We start from the raw sequence: 15,280 nt of genomic DNA, 5'->3' as shown, positions 1-15,280 counted from the left end.
ATTTTTTATTTATTGCTTCCTCGACGTTTCCTCTTTTTCCGCTGCTTTTTCCATTTCCATGATTCTCTCCATCATAGTTGGGTGCCCGTAGCGGAAGACCTTCACTAAAAGTGGTGGATTCACCTGAGACAGCCCTGATTTTGCAAGCTTTTGAAAAGACGTCACCCCTGCCTCTCCGTCTTTTGTCAGGTTTACCGCATACTCATCAGCTGCACGTTCTTGATGTCTTGAAACTGCATTTGTAAAAGGTGATGCTGCAAATGACAGCATCGATACAATAATGAGAAGAAGCGGAAGAGCAGCGATGTCGCGCGGATCCCTCAGCCGAAATAGAACTGCTCTCTTACGATAGAAATAAAAATAGAGACGGTCAATCGCAAAAAATCCCGCAAGTGACAGCACTAGATATCCTGCTAATCCTATATAGACATGCTTCATGACGTAATGTCCCATTTCATGTGCCATGATAAATAAAATTTCGCGATCTTTCAGCTTTTGCAATGTCGTATCCCATAACACAATACGCTTATTTTCACCAATCCCTGTGACATAAGCATTCATCGTGTTCGTTTTCTCAGACATATTGACCTCATATACATGATCTGCTGGGATATGAGCTTTGTCTGCAAGTGTTAAGATCTTGTTCTCAAGAGCTTGATTCTTTAGTGGATAAAAATTGTTATATAACGGATCAATGACGACCGGCTGTATAAAGAAGAGAAATAGCGTGAATGGAACTGTCAAACACCAGGCATACAGCCACCAACGCTTTCTTCTTTTTTGAATAAGCCAAAAGAATACAATGGCACATAGGGCAAGAAGCGGATATTGAATCCAGAAATCTAGAATTTGATCTTTAAACCAGCTTGCCGTACTTTGAGCAGATACTCCGTAGTGCAAAGACAGCTGATAACCAATCCACTTAATGGGAAGTGAAATCAGCATTGTCAAAAGCGACAGCACAAACACATATACAAGTTTACTTAAAAATGTGAAACGAGCTGCTGCCAGGCTCCAGTCTGCTAATTTTCGTGAAAACCCTGAAATGAGCAGAAGAAAAAAGACATACCAATCTAATGGAATTGTCATGAAAAATAGCAAGTTACGTAATCTCGAGAAATTCTCGCTGATGACAAGCTCATGGCTTGTCATAAAGGTATGCGGATCTGCACTTGTTCCTTTTACACTGTCAGGAACTGATGCATCCCCAAATAGAAACAAATAAGAATAAATAAAAAGACCGTACAATATGTATGCTACCGTTGCAAGAGCTACCCATTTACGTACTCGCACAGGTTAGCCTCCTTTCCATCCCTCTCTCTATTCTAATCATCCATTATTTTGTTTAGAACCTGTCTCATGTGGCTCCATCATAGCATGCCCTATCTGAAAAAGCTTTCACGAAAAAAATGATTATGCTACTCGAAAATCGGAGATGCTACATATAAAATAGAGAGTTGGAGGATCGAAATGAAGAAAATCCTTGCAGGAGTTGTAATCTTTGGACTTTTACTTATTACCTTCTTTTATGTATTCAGCCGGACGAGCGAAATCTTTGATGAGAATCGAGCAGAAAAATTGCTCCTTTCATCTGAAAAAGAGTCCATTTCTTATGAAATAGATGATAAGGACACAGCAGAAGATTTAATAGAAGATTTAAACAAAGGTAAACAAACAAGCAATCATCTCAAGAAAAATTTAAAGAAACCAGATTATATTGCCAAGGTGATGTACGGCCGAACAAACGGCACCACCTTTCAGCTTTGGACAAACCGTTCGCAGGTCGTTTTTTTAGTAGATGGGACTTATTATGAGCTGAATCAAAAACAGTCTAATTCTTTTCAGAAACAGTTAAAAGAAGCCATTCAAAAGGGCTGAAATTTTATTTTATCCCTTTGTCTTCTTATCAGCGTGATAGAACCTGTACACACTAAGGGAGTCTCTTCATAAAAGACTCCCTTTTTTTTATTTACTTTCCTCTGCTTGATACTTTTCCTTTAGTGCTCTTCTTAAAATTTTACCTGTTGTGTTCTTTGGAATATCATCTATGAAATGGATCGTTTGGGGCTGCTTATATTTCGCTAAAAAGCGTGAACAATGTGTGATGATGTCTTCTTGATCGATGTGAGCATGTTTCTTAGGGGAAATGTAACAGACGACAGCCTCTCCGGTGTTCGGATCTGGCACACCGATGACAACGGCTTCTGCTACAGCTTCATGTTGATAAAGCACTTCTTCTACTTCTCTTGGATACACATTATAACCGCCAACGAGAATCATATCCTTTTTCCGATCGACAATATAAATGTATCCTTCTTCATCTCTTCTCGCTAAATCACCGGTGTACAGCCACCCGTCTCTTAGTGCAACTTCAGTATCTTCTGGCATTTGATAATAGCCTTTCATAATGTTTGGCCCTTTTGCTATGAGCTCTCCGACTTCATTTGGACCGACTTCTTCTCCCAGTTCATTCACAATCTTATTTTTCACATTCATAATGTCGGTCCCGACTGAACCGGGTTTTCTTTTTCCATCAAGAGGATTGAATGCAGTTACTGGGGAAGCCTCTGATAATCCGTAACCCTCCAGCACCGTGACACCAAATTTTTTCTCAAAACCGTGAAGTAAAGCAACAGGCATTGAGGCACCGCCTGATATACAAATCCTCACAGAGGACATTGCTTTCTCATGCCCTTCCTGGCGGTACAAATAGTTATACATAGTCGGAACACCAACAAATAACGTTGGCTTCTCTTTTTCCATCATACGCAAAAGCTCTGATGGGCTGAAATGCGGCAGAACATAGATGGTCGCGCCATGAATCAATGGTGCATTCATACAAACCGTTAAACAAAATACGTGGAACATCGGCAATGCGGCAATAACCTTGTCCTTTTCATCAATGGATAGGTACTCAGCAACGTCCCTGGCATTTGAATACAGATTAAAATGAGTCAGCATCGCACCCTTTGGTTTTCCTGTCGTGCCAGATGTAAATAAAATAACTGCCGTATCGTCCTGATGAATAGAAGGATGTACGCTTTCTTTCGCATGACCAGACACAAGCTTTCCAAAGAAGACAAGTCGATCAGATACTTCCTTAAAACTTGATCTGCACGCAGATTCATTTTCTGCACAAATAATCACCCGTTCAATAGACGGAAGCTGTTCGTACACCTGCTCGTACACTGGCAGTAGCTGTTCAGGGGCAACAATCCCTTTTACATCACCTGTAATCAGCATATAGCCAATTTCACTAGGCGTGTATGTTGGATTGATTGGTACTACGACAAGCCCTGCCTTTAAGGCACCAAAAAAAGAAATGACAAAATGCGGTGAATTTCCTAAAATAAGCGCGATATGATCCCCAGCTTGAAACCCTTCGCTCACTAAACCATCTGCAAAGCGCTCGATACTTGTCATGAGCTCTCGATAGGTCCACTGATTTCCTTCAAAGATCAGTGCGATATCTTCTCCCTTCGTCATCGCCGTCTGCTCTAGATTTTTGATCAAATCCATTCTCCCACCCCTTACATGTCATCAATGAATGAATAGCCATTCATTTTATGGCCAAACATTCCTCCTTTCTATTATAATAGACAATCGAAAAAATCCACAAGATCAAATGTAAATCGCTTTCATTTCTTTCAATCAAAAAAGCACCGCTATCTCTAGCCGTGCTTGTCCCTCTTAATAAATCAAATCAAGAAAATCCTCTTTTGATACGTTGCCAAAGTAGTGGCGCATGTCCATATCTTCTAATACGTCACTGATCGTTTTGCGATCATATTGCTGCCCAATGAGTCTTTTTTCAATATCAGCAATATCCCCTACACCAAAGAAATCACCAAAGATCTTGCAGTCCTGGATCATCCCTTTTTTCACTTCTAATCGAAGATCAATGGAGCCTGCTGAGAATCTCTTAGAATGCTGTAAATTAAATTTCGGTGAACGGCCGTAGTTCCATTCCCATTTTTGATATCGATCCCCAGAAATCTCGTGAATCTTTTCCCAATCCTTCTCAGTCAACTGATATTGAGGGACATCCCCATTCGTATCGAAAATGTAGCTTAACAGAATTTTTCTAAATTCTTCTGTTGTCATCTTTTGATCCATTAATTCACTAATATTGGCAACCCTGCTTCTAATAGATTTAATGCCTTTAGATTCAATCTTTTCTTTTTTCACATTTAAAGCCGAAACAACATGTTCAATTTCTGAATCAAATAGCAGCGTGCCATGGCTGAAAATGCGCCCTCTTGTAGCGAACTGGGCATTTCCAGAAATTTTCCGACCATCTGCCATGATGTCATTTCTGCCACTTAATTCAGCCTTGACGCCTAGCTTTTCAAGCGCCTGGATGACTGGCTCCGTAAACTTTTTAAAATTATGGAAGCTGTCCCCATCATCTTTTGTGATAAAGCTGAAGTTTAAGTTTCCTTTGTCATGATAAACTGCGCCACCACCGGACAGGCGGCGGACAACTTTGATGCCGTTGTCTTCGACATACTTTGTGTTGATTTCTTCTATTGTATTTTGGTTCTTTCCAATGATAATCGACGGCTGGTTAATATAGAACAGCAAGTACGTTTCTTCTGGGTCTAAATATTTTAAGCAATATTCTTCAATTGCCAAATTAATCATTGGATCATAATGTTGTTCGTTATCGATAAACAGCATCTCTATCTTCCTTCCTTGTTCCATCTAAGCCCTGAATGGGCAAGCTGCATATTGCCAGTATATAACGCCTGTGCTTCATTGACTAGGTCTTTATGACGACCAAAATGGGGCAGGTGGGTGATGATAAGTTCCCCAACATTTGCTTCCATTGCAAGCTTGCCCACCTCTGTACTATTCATATGTCCTGCACTCGATCCGTCCTGTCCAGCGTAAAAATTGCTTTCAGCAATCAGTAGATCTGCATCCTTGCTAAATGGGACAAATGCCTCCTGATAACTTGAGTCTGCTGTATACACCACCACAGCATCCTCTGCCTGAATTCTCATCGCATAGCATTCTGCTGGATGAACCGTTTTCAAAAAATCAATTTGAAATGGACCAATTTGAATACCCTCTTCTGGCTGATAAGCCTTTGCCTTAGTATGTACATCATCCGCAAGCCGCCCAAAAGCTTCTTGATTACCCTTATGTCCATAGACCGGAAGCGGACCGCTGCTTTTTCCTAAATGATATCCCACTAGCTTCGCATATTGGAGTGGTCCGATATCTGCAATATGATCGTGGTGATAATGAGAAAGGAGAACAGCATCAAGTTCTTCTATATCTATGTATTGCTGCAGTTTGGAAAGAACACCGCTTCCGCAGTCTACAAGTAGACGAAAGCCATCTGATTCAAAAAGATACCCTGACGTCGCTTCACCAGCGGCTGGAAACCCTCCGTAGCATCCAATGACAGTTAATCTCATCGTCATTTTCCCCTCCTTTTCTAAAAATCCCCTTCTTACAATATACCCATTTTTCATGAAAAAAGCATTCTTCTTGCCTATTGTTACAAAACAAATTGACAATTATCAATCTGTTATAATACAATAATAGCAACAAAACGTATTGGAGGATGACAAATGCTAGGAAAAATCACAGAGTTTTTTAGAAATTTGCCCTCAAAAAAATGCACAAAATGTGGAAATGATTTAATGGAACAACACGAGTGTTACGGTAATGAATGTGAGGAATGCTCACAAGTAAGTTATCTTAAATAAGGTAAAAAAATGAATTAAAAAGCACTTTTTTCCTCCGTCGTCAGTTGGAGTCAAAAGTGCTTTTTATTTTTTCTGAAAAATAGGTAAAAAGGTAAAACCCTTGTCCTAAAAGGGTTTTTTAGTATTTTCATCTGATGAGTTTTAGTTCTGAAGACACTTTTTATTGACTTGAATCAATAAAGGAGGTTCTAAATGTTCATTTTTTCAAACAATTTTGTATTTTCTTAATATAATTTAATCGTGGACGAACCTCTTTAATTTTAGTTATACTTTATTTCATATATTAAAACTTAATATGATGGGAATATTCCTTTAATGAATATGCTAGGGAGGAAATCTATGAAAAAATTAAAATTTGGATTAGCTACACAAATCCTAATCGGTCTTATTCTCGGTGTCGTTGTTGGGGCAATCTTTTTCGGTAACCCAGGCGTTGAGACTTATTTAAAACCAATTGGAGACTTCTTCTTAAGACTCATTAAGATGATTGTTATACCAATTGTCGTATCTAGCTTAATTTTAGGAGTTGCAGGTGCCGGTGATGGTAAAAAGGTAGGGAAACTTGGTTTTAGAACCATTCTTTATTTTGAAATTATCACAACATTTGCGATTATCCTTGGTCTTGTGCTTGCTAACTTTGTTCAACCTGGTGCAGGCGTTGACTTTGGAAATACGGAAAAACAAGATATTAGCCAGTATGTTGAAACGGAAAAAGAGCAAAGCAGCAAATCAATTGCTGATACGTTCCTTCATATCGTTCCAACGAACTTCTTCCAATCATTGGCGGAAGGTGATTTGCTTGCGATTATTTTCTTCACTGTACTATTTGCTCTTGGCGTTTCTGCCATTGGTGAACGCGGCAAACCAGTGCTCGCCTTCTTTGAAGGTGTATCACACGCCATGTTCCATGTCGTCAACGTCGTGATGAAAGCTGCACCATTTGGTGTCTTCGCACTCATTGGTGTGACTGTATCAAAATTTGGTCTTGAATCGCTTATTTCATTAGGTAAGCTTGTAGGTCTTGTTTATTTTGCGCTCGCTCTCTTCCTTATCGTTGTATTCGGAATTATTGGAAAGATGATTGGCGTCAATATTTTCAGATTTCTTGCTTACATGAAAGACGAAATGCTTCTTGCTTTTAGTACATCCAGCTCTGAAACAGTTTTACCAAGAGTCATGGATAAAATGGAGCGCATTGGATGTCCGAAGGGAATTGTTTCTTTCGTTATCCCAATCGGTTATACGTTTAACCTGGACGGCTCCGTCTTGTATCAAGCGATTGCTGCGCTTTTCCTTGCACAGGTATATGGCATTGACCTCACGATCGTCCAGCAGCTCACACTTGTTCTTGTGCTGATGGTGACATCAAAAGGAATGGCTGCCGTTCCTGGTACGTCCTTTGTTGTATTACTCGCTACATTAGGAACGATTGGTGTACCTGCTGAAGGTCTTGCATTTATTGCAGGTGTGGATCGTATCATGGATATGGCGCGAACAGTTGTTAACTTAACAGGAAATGCACTTGCAGCTGTTGTGATGTCTAAATGGGAAGGGCAATATGACCCTGAAAAAGGACATCGCGTAATGACTGGACAAGATGTACCTGAACCGACACAGCTCTCAAGCTAATGAAAAAGAACCCCATTTATCGGGGTTCTTTTTTTTATGCTGTGATTAAGGATGATTGCACGTAGTGATAAAGAAGATTCGCTGTATGGACAAGGGAATCTTCATGTGTTCGTTCAAAAGCATGCGAGGAATCTATCCCCGGTCCAATCAGTCCATGAATGATATCATGACCTGCTCGAATCGCTGCTGATGCATCAGAGCCGTAATAAGGGTAAATATCTAGACGGTAATCTATGTTGTTCTCTTCTGCCAATGCGGCTAAATGCTTGCGTAATCCATAATGATAAGGACCGCTTGAGTCCTTCACACAAATAGACACGCTATATTCATCTGTTGATTGACCATCGCCGATCGCTCCCATATCAACAGCGAGATATTCCACCGTTTCTTCTGGAATATTGGAGTTTCCACCGTAACCAATCTCTTCATTATTAGAAATTAAGAAGTGCGTCGTATGCGGCAGTGTGATATTTTCCTTTTGAATACGGTGGATGAGTCGCAGCAAAAGCGCTACACTTGCCTTGTCATCAAGGTGTCTTGATTTAATAAAGCCTGATGACGTCACTTCCACTCTAGGATCAAATGAGATAAAGTCCCCTACTTGAATCCCAAGTGCTTTGACATCGTCTGCATTTTTCACCTTTTCATCGAGACGAATCTCCATATTTTCTTGGTTTCGTTTTGCTTTTCCAGCATCCGCATAGACATGAACGGACGTTTGATGCATAAGAATAGTACCTGTGTATGTATGACCTGTTGCTGTTTCAATTTCACAATATTCGCCTTCAATTGAGTTATATTGAAAGCCTCCAATGAGTGCAAGACGAAGCCGTCCATTTGATTTAATTTCCTTTACCATCGCACCGAGCGTATCGACATGTGCTGTCAGCATGCGGTGTTCCTCGTCATCAGTTCCTTTAATAGTGGCAATTAAGCCGCCCTTACGATTTCGTTTTGTCTCAATATTTACATCTTGTAAAAAGCGTTCAACAAAGCCGATCACCTTTTCTGTATTCCCTGACGGACTTGGGATCGATACGAGCTTTTGAATCAGCTGAACGGTTTCGTTTACTTCAGTAGTCATTCGGCATTTCCTCCTTTGTGTGAAAGCAATTCCTTCCATGTATGCCTTTTATAGCATCTCTCCTTAAAATATATCGCTTCGGGTTCAAGATGTCTAATTTCAAATCAAAAATCCTTCCTCTATCAAGAGAAAGGATTCATTGATTAAGCTTCGTCTTGTTTCATTTTTCTTACGTTCCAAGCAAAGTATGCAGTTGTTGCCGCCATCATGATGATCGCAACTGTACCGAGAATCGCTGCTTGGTGCCATAAATAGCTGTCATCACCGCTTGCAATGATCGTTCTAAATCCATTGATTGTATACGTCATTGGAAGCAGACTATGAATGACTTGGAAAAACTTCGGCACAAGCTCAAGCGGGAATGTACCAGCACTTGCTGCGAGCTGAAGAACTAAGATAATGACGGCAATGAAGCGTCCTGGGTTCCCCATTGTTGTGGCTAGCAGCTGAATAATCGCTAAGAATGTCAGACTGACGACGATCGCAAAGAGATAGAAGCGCCAGAGGCTTTCCACCTCAAGACCAAGCCCAAAGATGAGCATCGTACTTGCAATGACTGCTTGAAGGATACCGACAAGCAGAAGTACGCTATATTTGCTGACAAACCATTCAAACGCATTTCTAGGGCGTCCAGCAGGGTCTTTCATTGGGAATACAACGGTGAGCATTAGAGCCCCAACAAAGAGTCCCATGGATAAAATATAAGGCGTGAGCCCTGTTCCATAATTATCAATCTTTTTCGCTGTATCGTTTTCTGTTTTAACAGGGCTTGCAATCATATTGTAATTGTCTTGATTTGCATCAATTTCACCTGTTTCATCAGCAGCGCTTTTCAATTTATTGGACAGCTTACCTGTACCGCTTTTTAAATCTCCCAATCCTTTATCAAGCGATTTTGAGCCTTCGGCAAGCTTAGATGTATTGCTTTGGATATTTGTTGAACCACTTTCCAGCTTATTTAACGCTGCGCTAAGCTGACTTGATCCATTTGCAAGCTTATCCGCTCCGCTTTTCGCCGTATCAAGCTTTCCATTTGCTGTTTGCAGGCCATCTTGTAATTGACCTTGACCTGTTTGAAGCTTCAGTGCACCTTGATACAATTTATTCGTACCAGATGTCATTTGATCGATCGCATTTTGTATCGCAACTGTAGACGTGTACAGCTGTTCTGTTTTCTCTGGCAGCTGTTTGACTTGCTGCAGCTGCGCTTTTGCAGATGCAACTGCTTGTTGAACCTCACTTGCATCAGGCAGTTCCTGCAAGGCTGCTAAGCTTTGTTCGAGTCCAGACAGATCAGGCAGTTCGATTTTAGGCAGACTGTTCAGCTGATCCATTGCCGCCTTTTTCTCTTCATCTGTCATGGAGCTGTTTTGGATAATGCTTTTTACTTTAGTATCTCGATTTGATAATGCTTCTTTTAATGAAGCAAGTTTTGTACTGAACGTTTTTGCGTCTTTTTTCACCTGATCAAGTTTAGGCGCCATCTTTTCAAGATTCGCTAACTCTGGTGACGACAAGACTTTTTCTACTGCTGCAATTTTTTCTGAAAAGGATTGGGCTTTGTTGTTTAACTGCTCAATGCCTGCTGTGAATTGCGGCATTTTAGAAGCGAGTTGCTGATGTCCTTCTTTGCTTGTGTTTAATCCTTCGGTTAATGTATCAATTCCTGAACCAAGCTCTCCAAATTTCTGATCAATGGTTTGATAGCCTGTTAGGAGCTGACCAAGCCCACTGTCTAGAGACTGTATGCCTGTGTTCAGTTCACCCATTTTCCCTGCGAACTGATGAACACCTTCGCTATAGGTTAGCGTACCTTCAGCCAATTTGGCTAAGTTGTCTTTTAACTTCGTACTGCCATCTTTTGCGCTTTTTGTTCCGTCATCAATTTTCTTCGCGCCATCGCTTGCTTGATCTAATCCTTTTGCAATCGTTTTGAAGTTATCAAAGATGACCTCGGCGTAATTTTTTGTGACTTCTTTTGAAACCGAATCTTTTAATTTGATAATGGCATTATTCGCAATTTGTGACGCCGCATAGTTGGCGCCTGGATTCGTATAATATTTCAGATTCGATTTTTTCGGATGTTTTTCTAGCACTGTACTTGCATTTTTCGAGAAATTCTTTGGTATTTCCACCACGAGGTAATAGTCCTCGTTATTTAATCCTTTTATAGCCTTTTCATGACTATCGACAAAGTTCCATTTGAAATTATCGTTTTTCTTTAATTCCTTTACTAAATCATCGCCAACTTGAAGGGTTTTCCCGTCATAATGACTGCCTTCATCCAAGTTGACAACCGCTACAGGCAATTGATCAACTGTACCATAAGGGTCCCAGTACGCTTTTAAAAATACACCACTGTAAATCAGCGGAATAAATAAGACAGCTAAAATCGGGATCAGTAGTTTTTTGCTCGTTACAATGTCCTTCCATTGATTCCGAATTAAATTCATTGCTGTTTTCCTCCCATAGATGAATGACTAAATATAAAATTTGGTCATTTGAACTCAAAAAAAATTATGTTGTTGCAGATAGTCCTTTTAAGACATAAAGCTCCAGCGATTCGGCTACCTCTTCTTTTGTTAAAGGCTCGTATCGCTTTTCCCAATCAAAAATCAGTGCAATATATAGTTTCACCATCACAAATGCAGTCAATTCAGGATCACAAGGCTTAATGTCGCCTTTATCCATCGCTTCTTGTACTTTCATTTTGATATAGCGAATGATCATCTGCTCCATTTTTTCGATCATTTCCTTGACCGCTGACGTGCCAAGCTCTGCATTTTCCTGAAAAATCTTAATTGTGAGCTGGTGGTTTTTTCGAAATTCTAAAATTGCAAAGAGTGCTAAGTGAAGGTTTTCAGAGAAACTATTCTTCTCATCAATTGCCTCATCCGCAATTTTCCTCATCTCTAGTAAAAGGGATGTGAAAATTTCATCAAACAACTCTTCTTTGTTTTTGAAAAATGTATAAATGGTTCCTTTTCCGACGTTGGCAAGCTTTGCCACAAGGTCCATTGTGGTCGCTTTATACCCGAATTGAGTAAATGCCTTCGTCGCACCATCTAAAATCATTTGTCTCCTATCAACACTCATGATCTCACTCCCGAAATGACTATTTGAACGTTTTGGTCATTAAGTACAGAAAGTAATATACCATATCCTTTTCCCCAGATGCAACAACTTTGTTCACATTTATGATTCCCAACTCTTTTTGAATGATTCGATCATGAAAAACTCCCTTTCCATGACAGAAAAGGGAGTCGTTTTTTATGCAAATAGGTACGATAAAGCCTCTGAGATGGCAGCTTTTCCTTGATCAATACAATCAGGGATTCCGACACCTTCAAAAGCGGCACCTGTGATATAAACACCAGGATATGATTGCTTAAACGTTTCTCGCATGTTCGAAATAGCTTTCTGATGACCGACGTGATATTGCGGCATACTTGTCTTCCAGCGAGTCACTGTCGTCAATTCTGGATCTGCTTTAATATCCATGATTTTCTTTAAATCTTCGAGCACGATGCTCACGATTTGACTGTCTGACTGCTCGACAATCGATTCGTCACCAGCTTTTCCGACGTACGCACGCAATAGCGTTTTTCCTTTCGGAGCGGTATGCGGCCATTTTTTGTTTGTCCATGTACAGGCCGTAATAGAGAAATCACTGTTTCTTGAGATGACAAAACCAGTGCCGTCATATTCATTATGAACATCCTCTTCTTTAAAACCGAGTGCTACTGTTGCAACAGAAGTAGAGGTCATGTCATGCAAATACTCTAGCCCTGCTTCTTTAGGAAACATGGAATAAATCGATTGATGCGGAGTCGTGACAATGGCTGAATCGGCAAAAAGCGTTTGACCGCTGTCTAATTGCAAGCCATAGCCCCCATCCGTTTTTTCAATCTGTTTTACTTTTGTCCCTTTATACACCGTTGTCAGCTTGAGCTTACTTTCTACTGCTTCCACAAGCGACTGCAATCCTTGATTGATCGTTTGGAACTGCCCTTGTTTTTTCGCAGTCACTTGCTGCGCTTTCGCATGCTGCTGTGATTTTTTCATCCCAAGAATCAAACTGCGATGCTGCTGTTCTGTTTGATAAAATTGCGGGAAGGTGGACATTAAGCTCAGGCGGTCAATATCCCCTGCATAAATGCCTGATAAAAGCGGCTCGATTAAATTCTCAACGACCTCATCACCCACACGTCTTCTAAAAAATTCACCAAGCGACTGATCTTCGGTCTGCTTGCTTTTTGGCAACACGAAATCCATCGCTGCTCTTGCTTTTCCCGCAACTGAAAAAAGACCAGTTGTAATAAATGGGCTGATTTGAGTTGGAATCCCCATAACAGCACCCTTTGGCATCGGGTGAAGCTTTTCATTGACTAGTACATACGCTTGCCCAGTTTCATTATTGACGAGCTGATCGGTCAGACCGACATCCTTTGCCAGCTGCGGCCCACTGACCTTTCTTTCTAGAAATGAATCAGGTCCACGTTCAATGATGTAGCCGTCTTTATATAATGTTTGTATTTTTCCACCTAGCCTAGGGCTCGCTTCAATAAGTGATATTTGAATCGGAAGACCTTTTTCTTCGACTTCCTTTTCCAAATAGAAGGCGGCGGCTAAACCAGTGATGCCACCGCCAATGATGACAAGGTGTTTTTGATTGTCATGCATAGGATCGCCTTCTTTTATATGATTACTTGCTTTCGTCAAGCTTCTTTAATACGACTGTTGCCAGAGCATCAATAAATGCTGGTTTCGCATTTGGCATTTCTGGACGATAGTAGGCTGCACCAATTTCATCTGTCACGACTTTACATTCATAATCGTTGTCGTATAACACTTCAAGATGATCAGCGACAAAACCAACAGGCACATACACGAATGTTTGATAGCCTTTTTGTTCAAATAAGTCCCGCGTTAAGTCTTGTACGTCTGGTCCTAGCCATGGATCCGGCGTATTGCCTTCACTTTGCCAGCCAATTTCATAGTGTTCAATTCCCGCACCTTCTGCAATCATTTTGGCAGATTGTGCGAGCTGATCAGGATATGGATCTCCTGCTGCAATAATTTTTTCAGGAAGGCTGTGTGCAGACACAATAAGTACCGCGGAATCTCTTTCCTCTTGACTCATTGATGCATACGTATCCTTCACTTGCTTCACCCAATAGTCCACAAACTTTGGCTCATCGTACCAGCTTTCAACAGACGTAATCTGTAGATTGCCGAGCTTGTCTGCCTCATCTTGTGCACGTTTGTTATATGATTTCACACTAAAGGTAGAGAAATGCGGCGCTAAAACGATACTCACAGCTTCTGTCATGCCGTCCTTGTGCATGTCAGCAACTGCATCCTCGATGAAAGGCTCGATATGTTTTAAGCCAATGTACACATGAAATTCAATGTCGTCTTGAATGTCATTCAAGTGCTCACACAAACCATGTGCCTGCTGCTCTGTAATTTTTGATAAAGGAGAAATACCGCCAATTGCCTTGTAGCGATCCTTTAAATCTTGCAGCATTTCCGGCTCAGGCTTTCTGCCTCTACGAATATGTGTATAATAACGCTCAATGTCTTCTTCTTTATATGGGGTGCCATATGCCATGACAAGAAGCCCCATTTTCTTTTTCTCCACAACCAACACTCCTTCAGATCAATTGAAATAGTTTAGATGGATGATTTTTTATGTTTAGCTGAATAGTCGTGAATAAAATCGGTCAGCTTCTTTAACGTATCTGGTGAAACATCTGGAAATACCCCATGACCTAAGTTAAAGATGAAGTGATCTGATTTCACCCCTTGATCTAATATGTCTTTTGCTCTTTCTTCAATGACTTCCCAAGGAGAAAGTAAGATCGTTGGATCAAGATTTCCTTGTAACGTTTTTGTGAGCCCTTCTTTTCGCGCTTCGTCTACACTCATTCGCCAATCAAGTCCAACGACGTCTAGCGGCAGGTCATGCCAATCTTTCAAAAGATGGCTTGCACCAACTCCGTACATGATCATTGGTACATTTTCACTCTTCAACTCTGTGAAAATTCGCTGCATGACAGGTTTAATGAATGTCCGGTAATCCGCTGCATTTAAAGCGCCCACCCATGAGTCGAAGATTTGAAATGCACTGACCCCTGCTTTTACCTGCGCGCGTATGTACGTGATCGTCATATCAGCTAATTTGTTCATGAGCAGCATCCATGTCTCAGGCTCACTGTACATGAGCGCTTTTGTTTTATGATAGTTTTTAGACGGGCCGCCTTCAATCATATAGCTAGCCATCGTAAATGGTGCACCAGCAAAACCGATGAGCGGTACATTCAGCTGCTCCTTCGTTAAAAGCTGAATCGTATCAAGCACATATGGCAGGTCTTCTTCAGGATGAAGTTCCCCAAGACGTTCGATATCTGCTTTTGTCCGAATTGGTGAATCAATGACAGGTCCAATGCCATTTTTAATTTCAACGTCCACTCCAATAGCTGGAAGCGGGGTCATAATATCTTTATATAAAATCGCGGCATCTACACCATATTGTTCTACAGGAAGTCGTGTTACATAAGCACATAGCTCTGGCTGATGCGTAATTTCAAATAGCCCGTACTTTTCTTTAAGGGCACGATATTCAGGCTGTGAGCGTCCTGCCTGCCTCATATACCAAACTGGTACATGGTCTGTTTTTTCCCCTTTGCACGCCTTTAAGAACGTGTCGTTAAAAGCCTTCGTTTTTCCCATTACCTTTCATTCCACCTTTCGCCTTACACTCTCTTTGTATAAGGCTCAAACACTGCTTTTACTATACCGCTTTTTCAAGGCACGGTATACTAAACCGGCTCATTGTTCAAAA

Annotated in this window: 13 protein-coding genes; 3 read left to right on the top strand and 10 right to left on the bottom strand. The window is 40.9% G+C overall.

The features are described from left to right. Window positions 1-9: 9 nt before the first annotated feature. Window positions 10-1,293, bottom strand: coding sequence for a M48 family metallopeptidase (locus MKY18_RS05130; protein ID WP_106067176.1), 1,284 nt, complete (start codon window positions 1,291-1,293; stop codon window positions 10-12). Window positions 1,294-1,470: 177 nt separating this feature from the next. On the opposite strand from MKY18_RS05130, the gene MKY18_RS05125 reads away from it, so the two are divergent. Further along, a complete protein-coding gene (locus MKY18_RS05125) occupies window positions 1,471-1,878 on the top strand; it encodes a sporulation protein (RefSeq protein ID WP_106067175.1) in 408 nt (135 codons plus the stop codon). An 87-nt stretch (window positions 1,879-1,965) separates the two neighbouring features. On the opposite strand, the gene MKY18_RS05120 is transcribed toward MKY18_RS05125, so the two are convergent. The 3 genes from MKY18_RS05120 to MKY18_RS05110 form a co-directional block, all read right to left on the bottom strand. Continuing rightward, entirely contained in the window at window positions 1,966-3,519 is a 1,554-nt protein-coding gene (locus MKY18_RS05120; protein ID WP_106067174.1) for a fatty acid--CoA ligase family protein, read from the bottom strand. Between the two features lie 171 nt (window positions 3,520-3,690). Continuing rightward, window positions 3,691-4,680 carry a lipoate--protein ligase gene (locus tag MKY18_RS05115; protein ID WP_185107601.1) on the bottom strand — a complete coding sequence of 330 codons (990 nt, stop codon included), beginning with the start codon at window positions 4,678-4,680 and terminating at the stop codon, window positions 3,691-3,693. Between the two features lie 2 nt (window positions 4,681-4,682). Further along, on the bottom strand, window positions 4,683-5,426 hold the full coding sequence (locus MKY18_RS05110) for an MBL fold metallo-hydrolase (protein ID WP_065098967.1): 744 nt from the start codon (window positions 5,424-5,426) through the stop codon (window positions 4,683-4,685). Between the two features lie 156 nt (window positions 5,427-5,582). On the opposite strand from MKY18_RS05110, the gene yhfH reads away from it, so the two are divergent. Both yhfH and MKY18_RS05100 read left to right on the top strand, forming a co-directional pair. After that, window positions 5,583-5,720, top strand: a complete 138-nt coding sequence (yhfH, locus tag MKY18_RS05105) for a protein YhfH (protein WP_008359029.1) — start codon at window positions 5,583-5,585, stop codon at window positions 5,718-5,720. A 339-nt stretch (window positions 5,721-6,059) separates the two neighbouring features. Continuing rightward, a complete protein-coding gene (locus MKY18_RS05100; RefSeq protein WP_044140699.1) occupies window positions 6,060-7,349 on the top strand; it encodes a cation:dicarboxylase symporter family transporter in 1,290 nt (429 codons plus the stop codon). Between the two features lie 34 nt (window positions 7,350-7,383). Here MKY18_RS05100 and MKY18_RS05095 read toward each other — a convergent pair whose 3' ends face one another. The 6 genes from MKY18_RS05095 to hemE form a co-directional block, all read right to left on the bottom strand. Then, a complete protein-coding gene (locus MKY18_RS05095) occupies window positions 7,384-8,433 on the bottom strand; it encodes a M42 family metallopeptidase (protein ID WP_065098920.1) in 1,050 nt (349 codons plus the stop codon). A gap of 143 nt (window positions 8,434-8,576) precedes the next feature. After that, complete coding sequence (locus MKY18_RS05090) at window positions 8,577-10,886, bottom strand: YhgE/Pip domain-containing protein (RefSeq protein ID WP_217012979.1); 2,310 nt, start codon at window positions 10,884-10,886, stop codon at window positions 8,577-8,579. A gap of 64 nt (window positions 10,887-10,950) precedes the next feature. Further along, the gene (locus MKY18_RS05085) at window positions 10,951-11,529 is read right to left on the bottom strand and encodes a TetR/AcrR family transcriptional regulator (RefSeq protein ID WP_034620016.1); all 579 of its coding nucleotides are present in this window, start codon (window positions 11,527-11,529) and stop codon (window positions 10,951-10,953) included. Window positions 11,530-11,703: 174 nt separating this feature from the next. Further along, window positions 11,704-13,116 carry a protoporphyrinogen oxidase gene (gene hemY / locus MKY18_RS05080; RefSeq protein WP_217012978.1) on the bottom strand — a complete coding sequence of 471 codons (1,413 nt, stop codon included), beginning with the start codon at window positions 13,114-13,116 and terminating at the stop codon, window positions 11,704-11,706. 22 nt (window positions 13,117-13,138) lie between these two features. Further along, window positions 13,139-14,077 (bottom strand): ferrochelatase, encoded by a 939-nt coding sequence (hemH, locus tag MKY18_RS05075; RefSeq protein ID WP_050945387.1) that lies wholly within the window; start codon window positions 14,075-14,077, stop codon window positions 13,139-13,141. Window positions 14,078-14,109: 32 nt separating this feature from the next. Then, the gene (gene hemE, locus MKY18_RS05070) at window positions 14,110-15,168 is read right to left on the bottom strand and encodes a uroporphyrinogen decarboxylase (protein ID WP_185107607.1); all 1,059 of its coding nucleotides are present in this window, start codon (window positions 15,166-15,168) and stop codon (window positions 14,110-14,112) included. Window positions 15,169-15,280: the final 112 nt, after the last annotated feature.

This window comes from Bacillus sp. FSL R7-0672 (assembly GCF_038601465.1).
Lineage (GTDB): Bacteria > Bacillota > Bacilli > Bacillales > Bacillaceae > Bacillus > Bacillus pumilus.
The sequence above is the reverse complement of the archived record's forward strand: the minus strand, read 5'-3'. Positions and strand labels throughout refer to the sequence as shown.

Excerpts from the sequence above, each read along its gene's own strand:
- MKY18_RS05125 (WP_106067175.1), top strand. The coding sequence starts at position 1,471 with ATGAAGAAAATCCTTGCAGGAGTTGTAATCTTTGGACTTTTACTTATT.
- MKY18_RS05120 (WP_106067174.1), bottom strand. The coding sequence starts at position 3,519 with ATGGATTTGATCAAAAATCTAGAGCAGACGGCGATGACGAAGGGAGAA.
- MKY18_RS05115 (WP_185107601.1), bottom strand. The coding sequence starts at position 4,680 with ATGCTGTTTATCGATAACGAACAACATTATGATCCAATGATTAATTTG.
- MKY18_RS05110 (WP_065098967.1), bottom strand. The coding sequence starts at position 5,426 with ATGAGATTAACTGTCATTGGATGCTACGGAGGGTTTCCAGCCGCTGGT.
- yhfH (WP_008359029.1), top strand. The coding sequence starts at position 5,583 with ATGCTAGGAAAAATCACAGAGTTTTTTAGAAATTTGCCCTCAAAAAAA.
- MKY18_RS05100 (WP_044140699.1), top strand. The coding sequence starts at position 6,060 with ATGAAAAAATTAAAATTTGGATTAGCTACACAAATCCTAATCGGTCTT.
- MKY18_RS05095 (WP_065098920.1), bottom strand. The coding sequence starts at position 8,433 with ATGACTACTGAAGTAAACGAAACCGTTCAGCTGATTCAAAAGCTCGTA.
- MKY18_RS05090 (WP_217012979.1), bottom strand. The coding sequence starts at position 10,886 with ATGAATTTAATTCGGAATCAATGGAAGGACATTGTAACGAGCAAAAAA.
- MKY18_RS05085 (WP_034620016.1), bottom strand. The coding sequence starts at position 11,529 with ATGAGTGTTGATAGGAGACAAATGATTTTAGATGGTGCGACGAAGGCA.
- hemY (WP_217012978.1), bottom strand. The coding sequence starts at position 13,116 with ATGCATGACAATCAAAAACACCTTGTCATCATTGGCGGTGGCATCACT.
- hemE (WP_185107607.1), bottom strand. The coding sequence starts at position 15,168 with ATGGGAAAAACGAAGGCTTTTAACGACACGTTCTTAAAGGCGTGCAAA.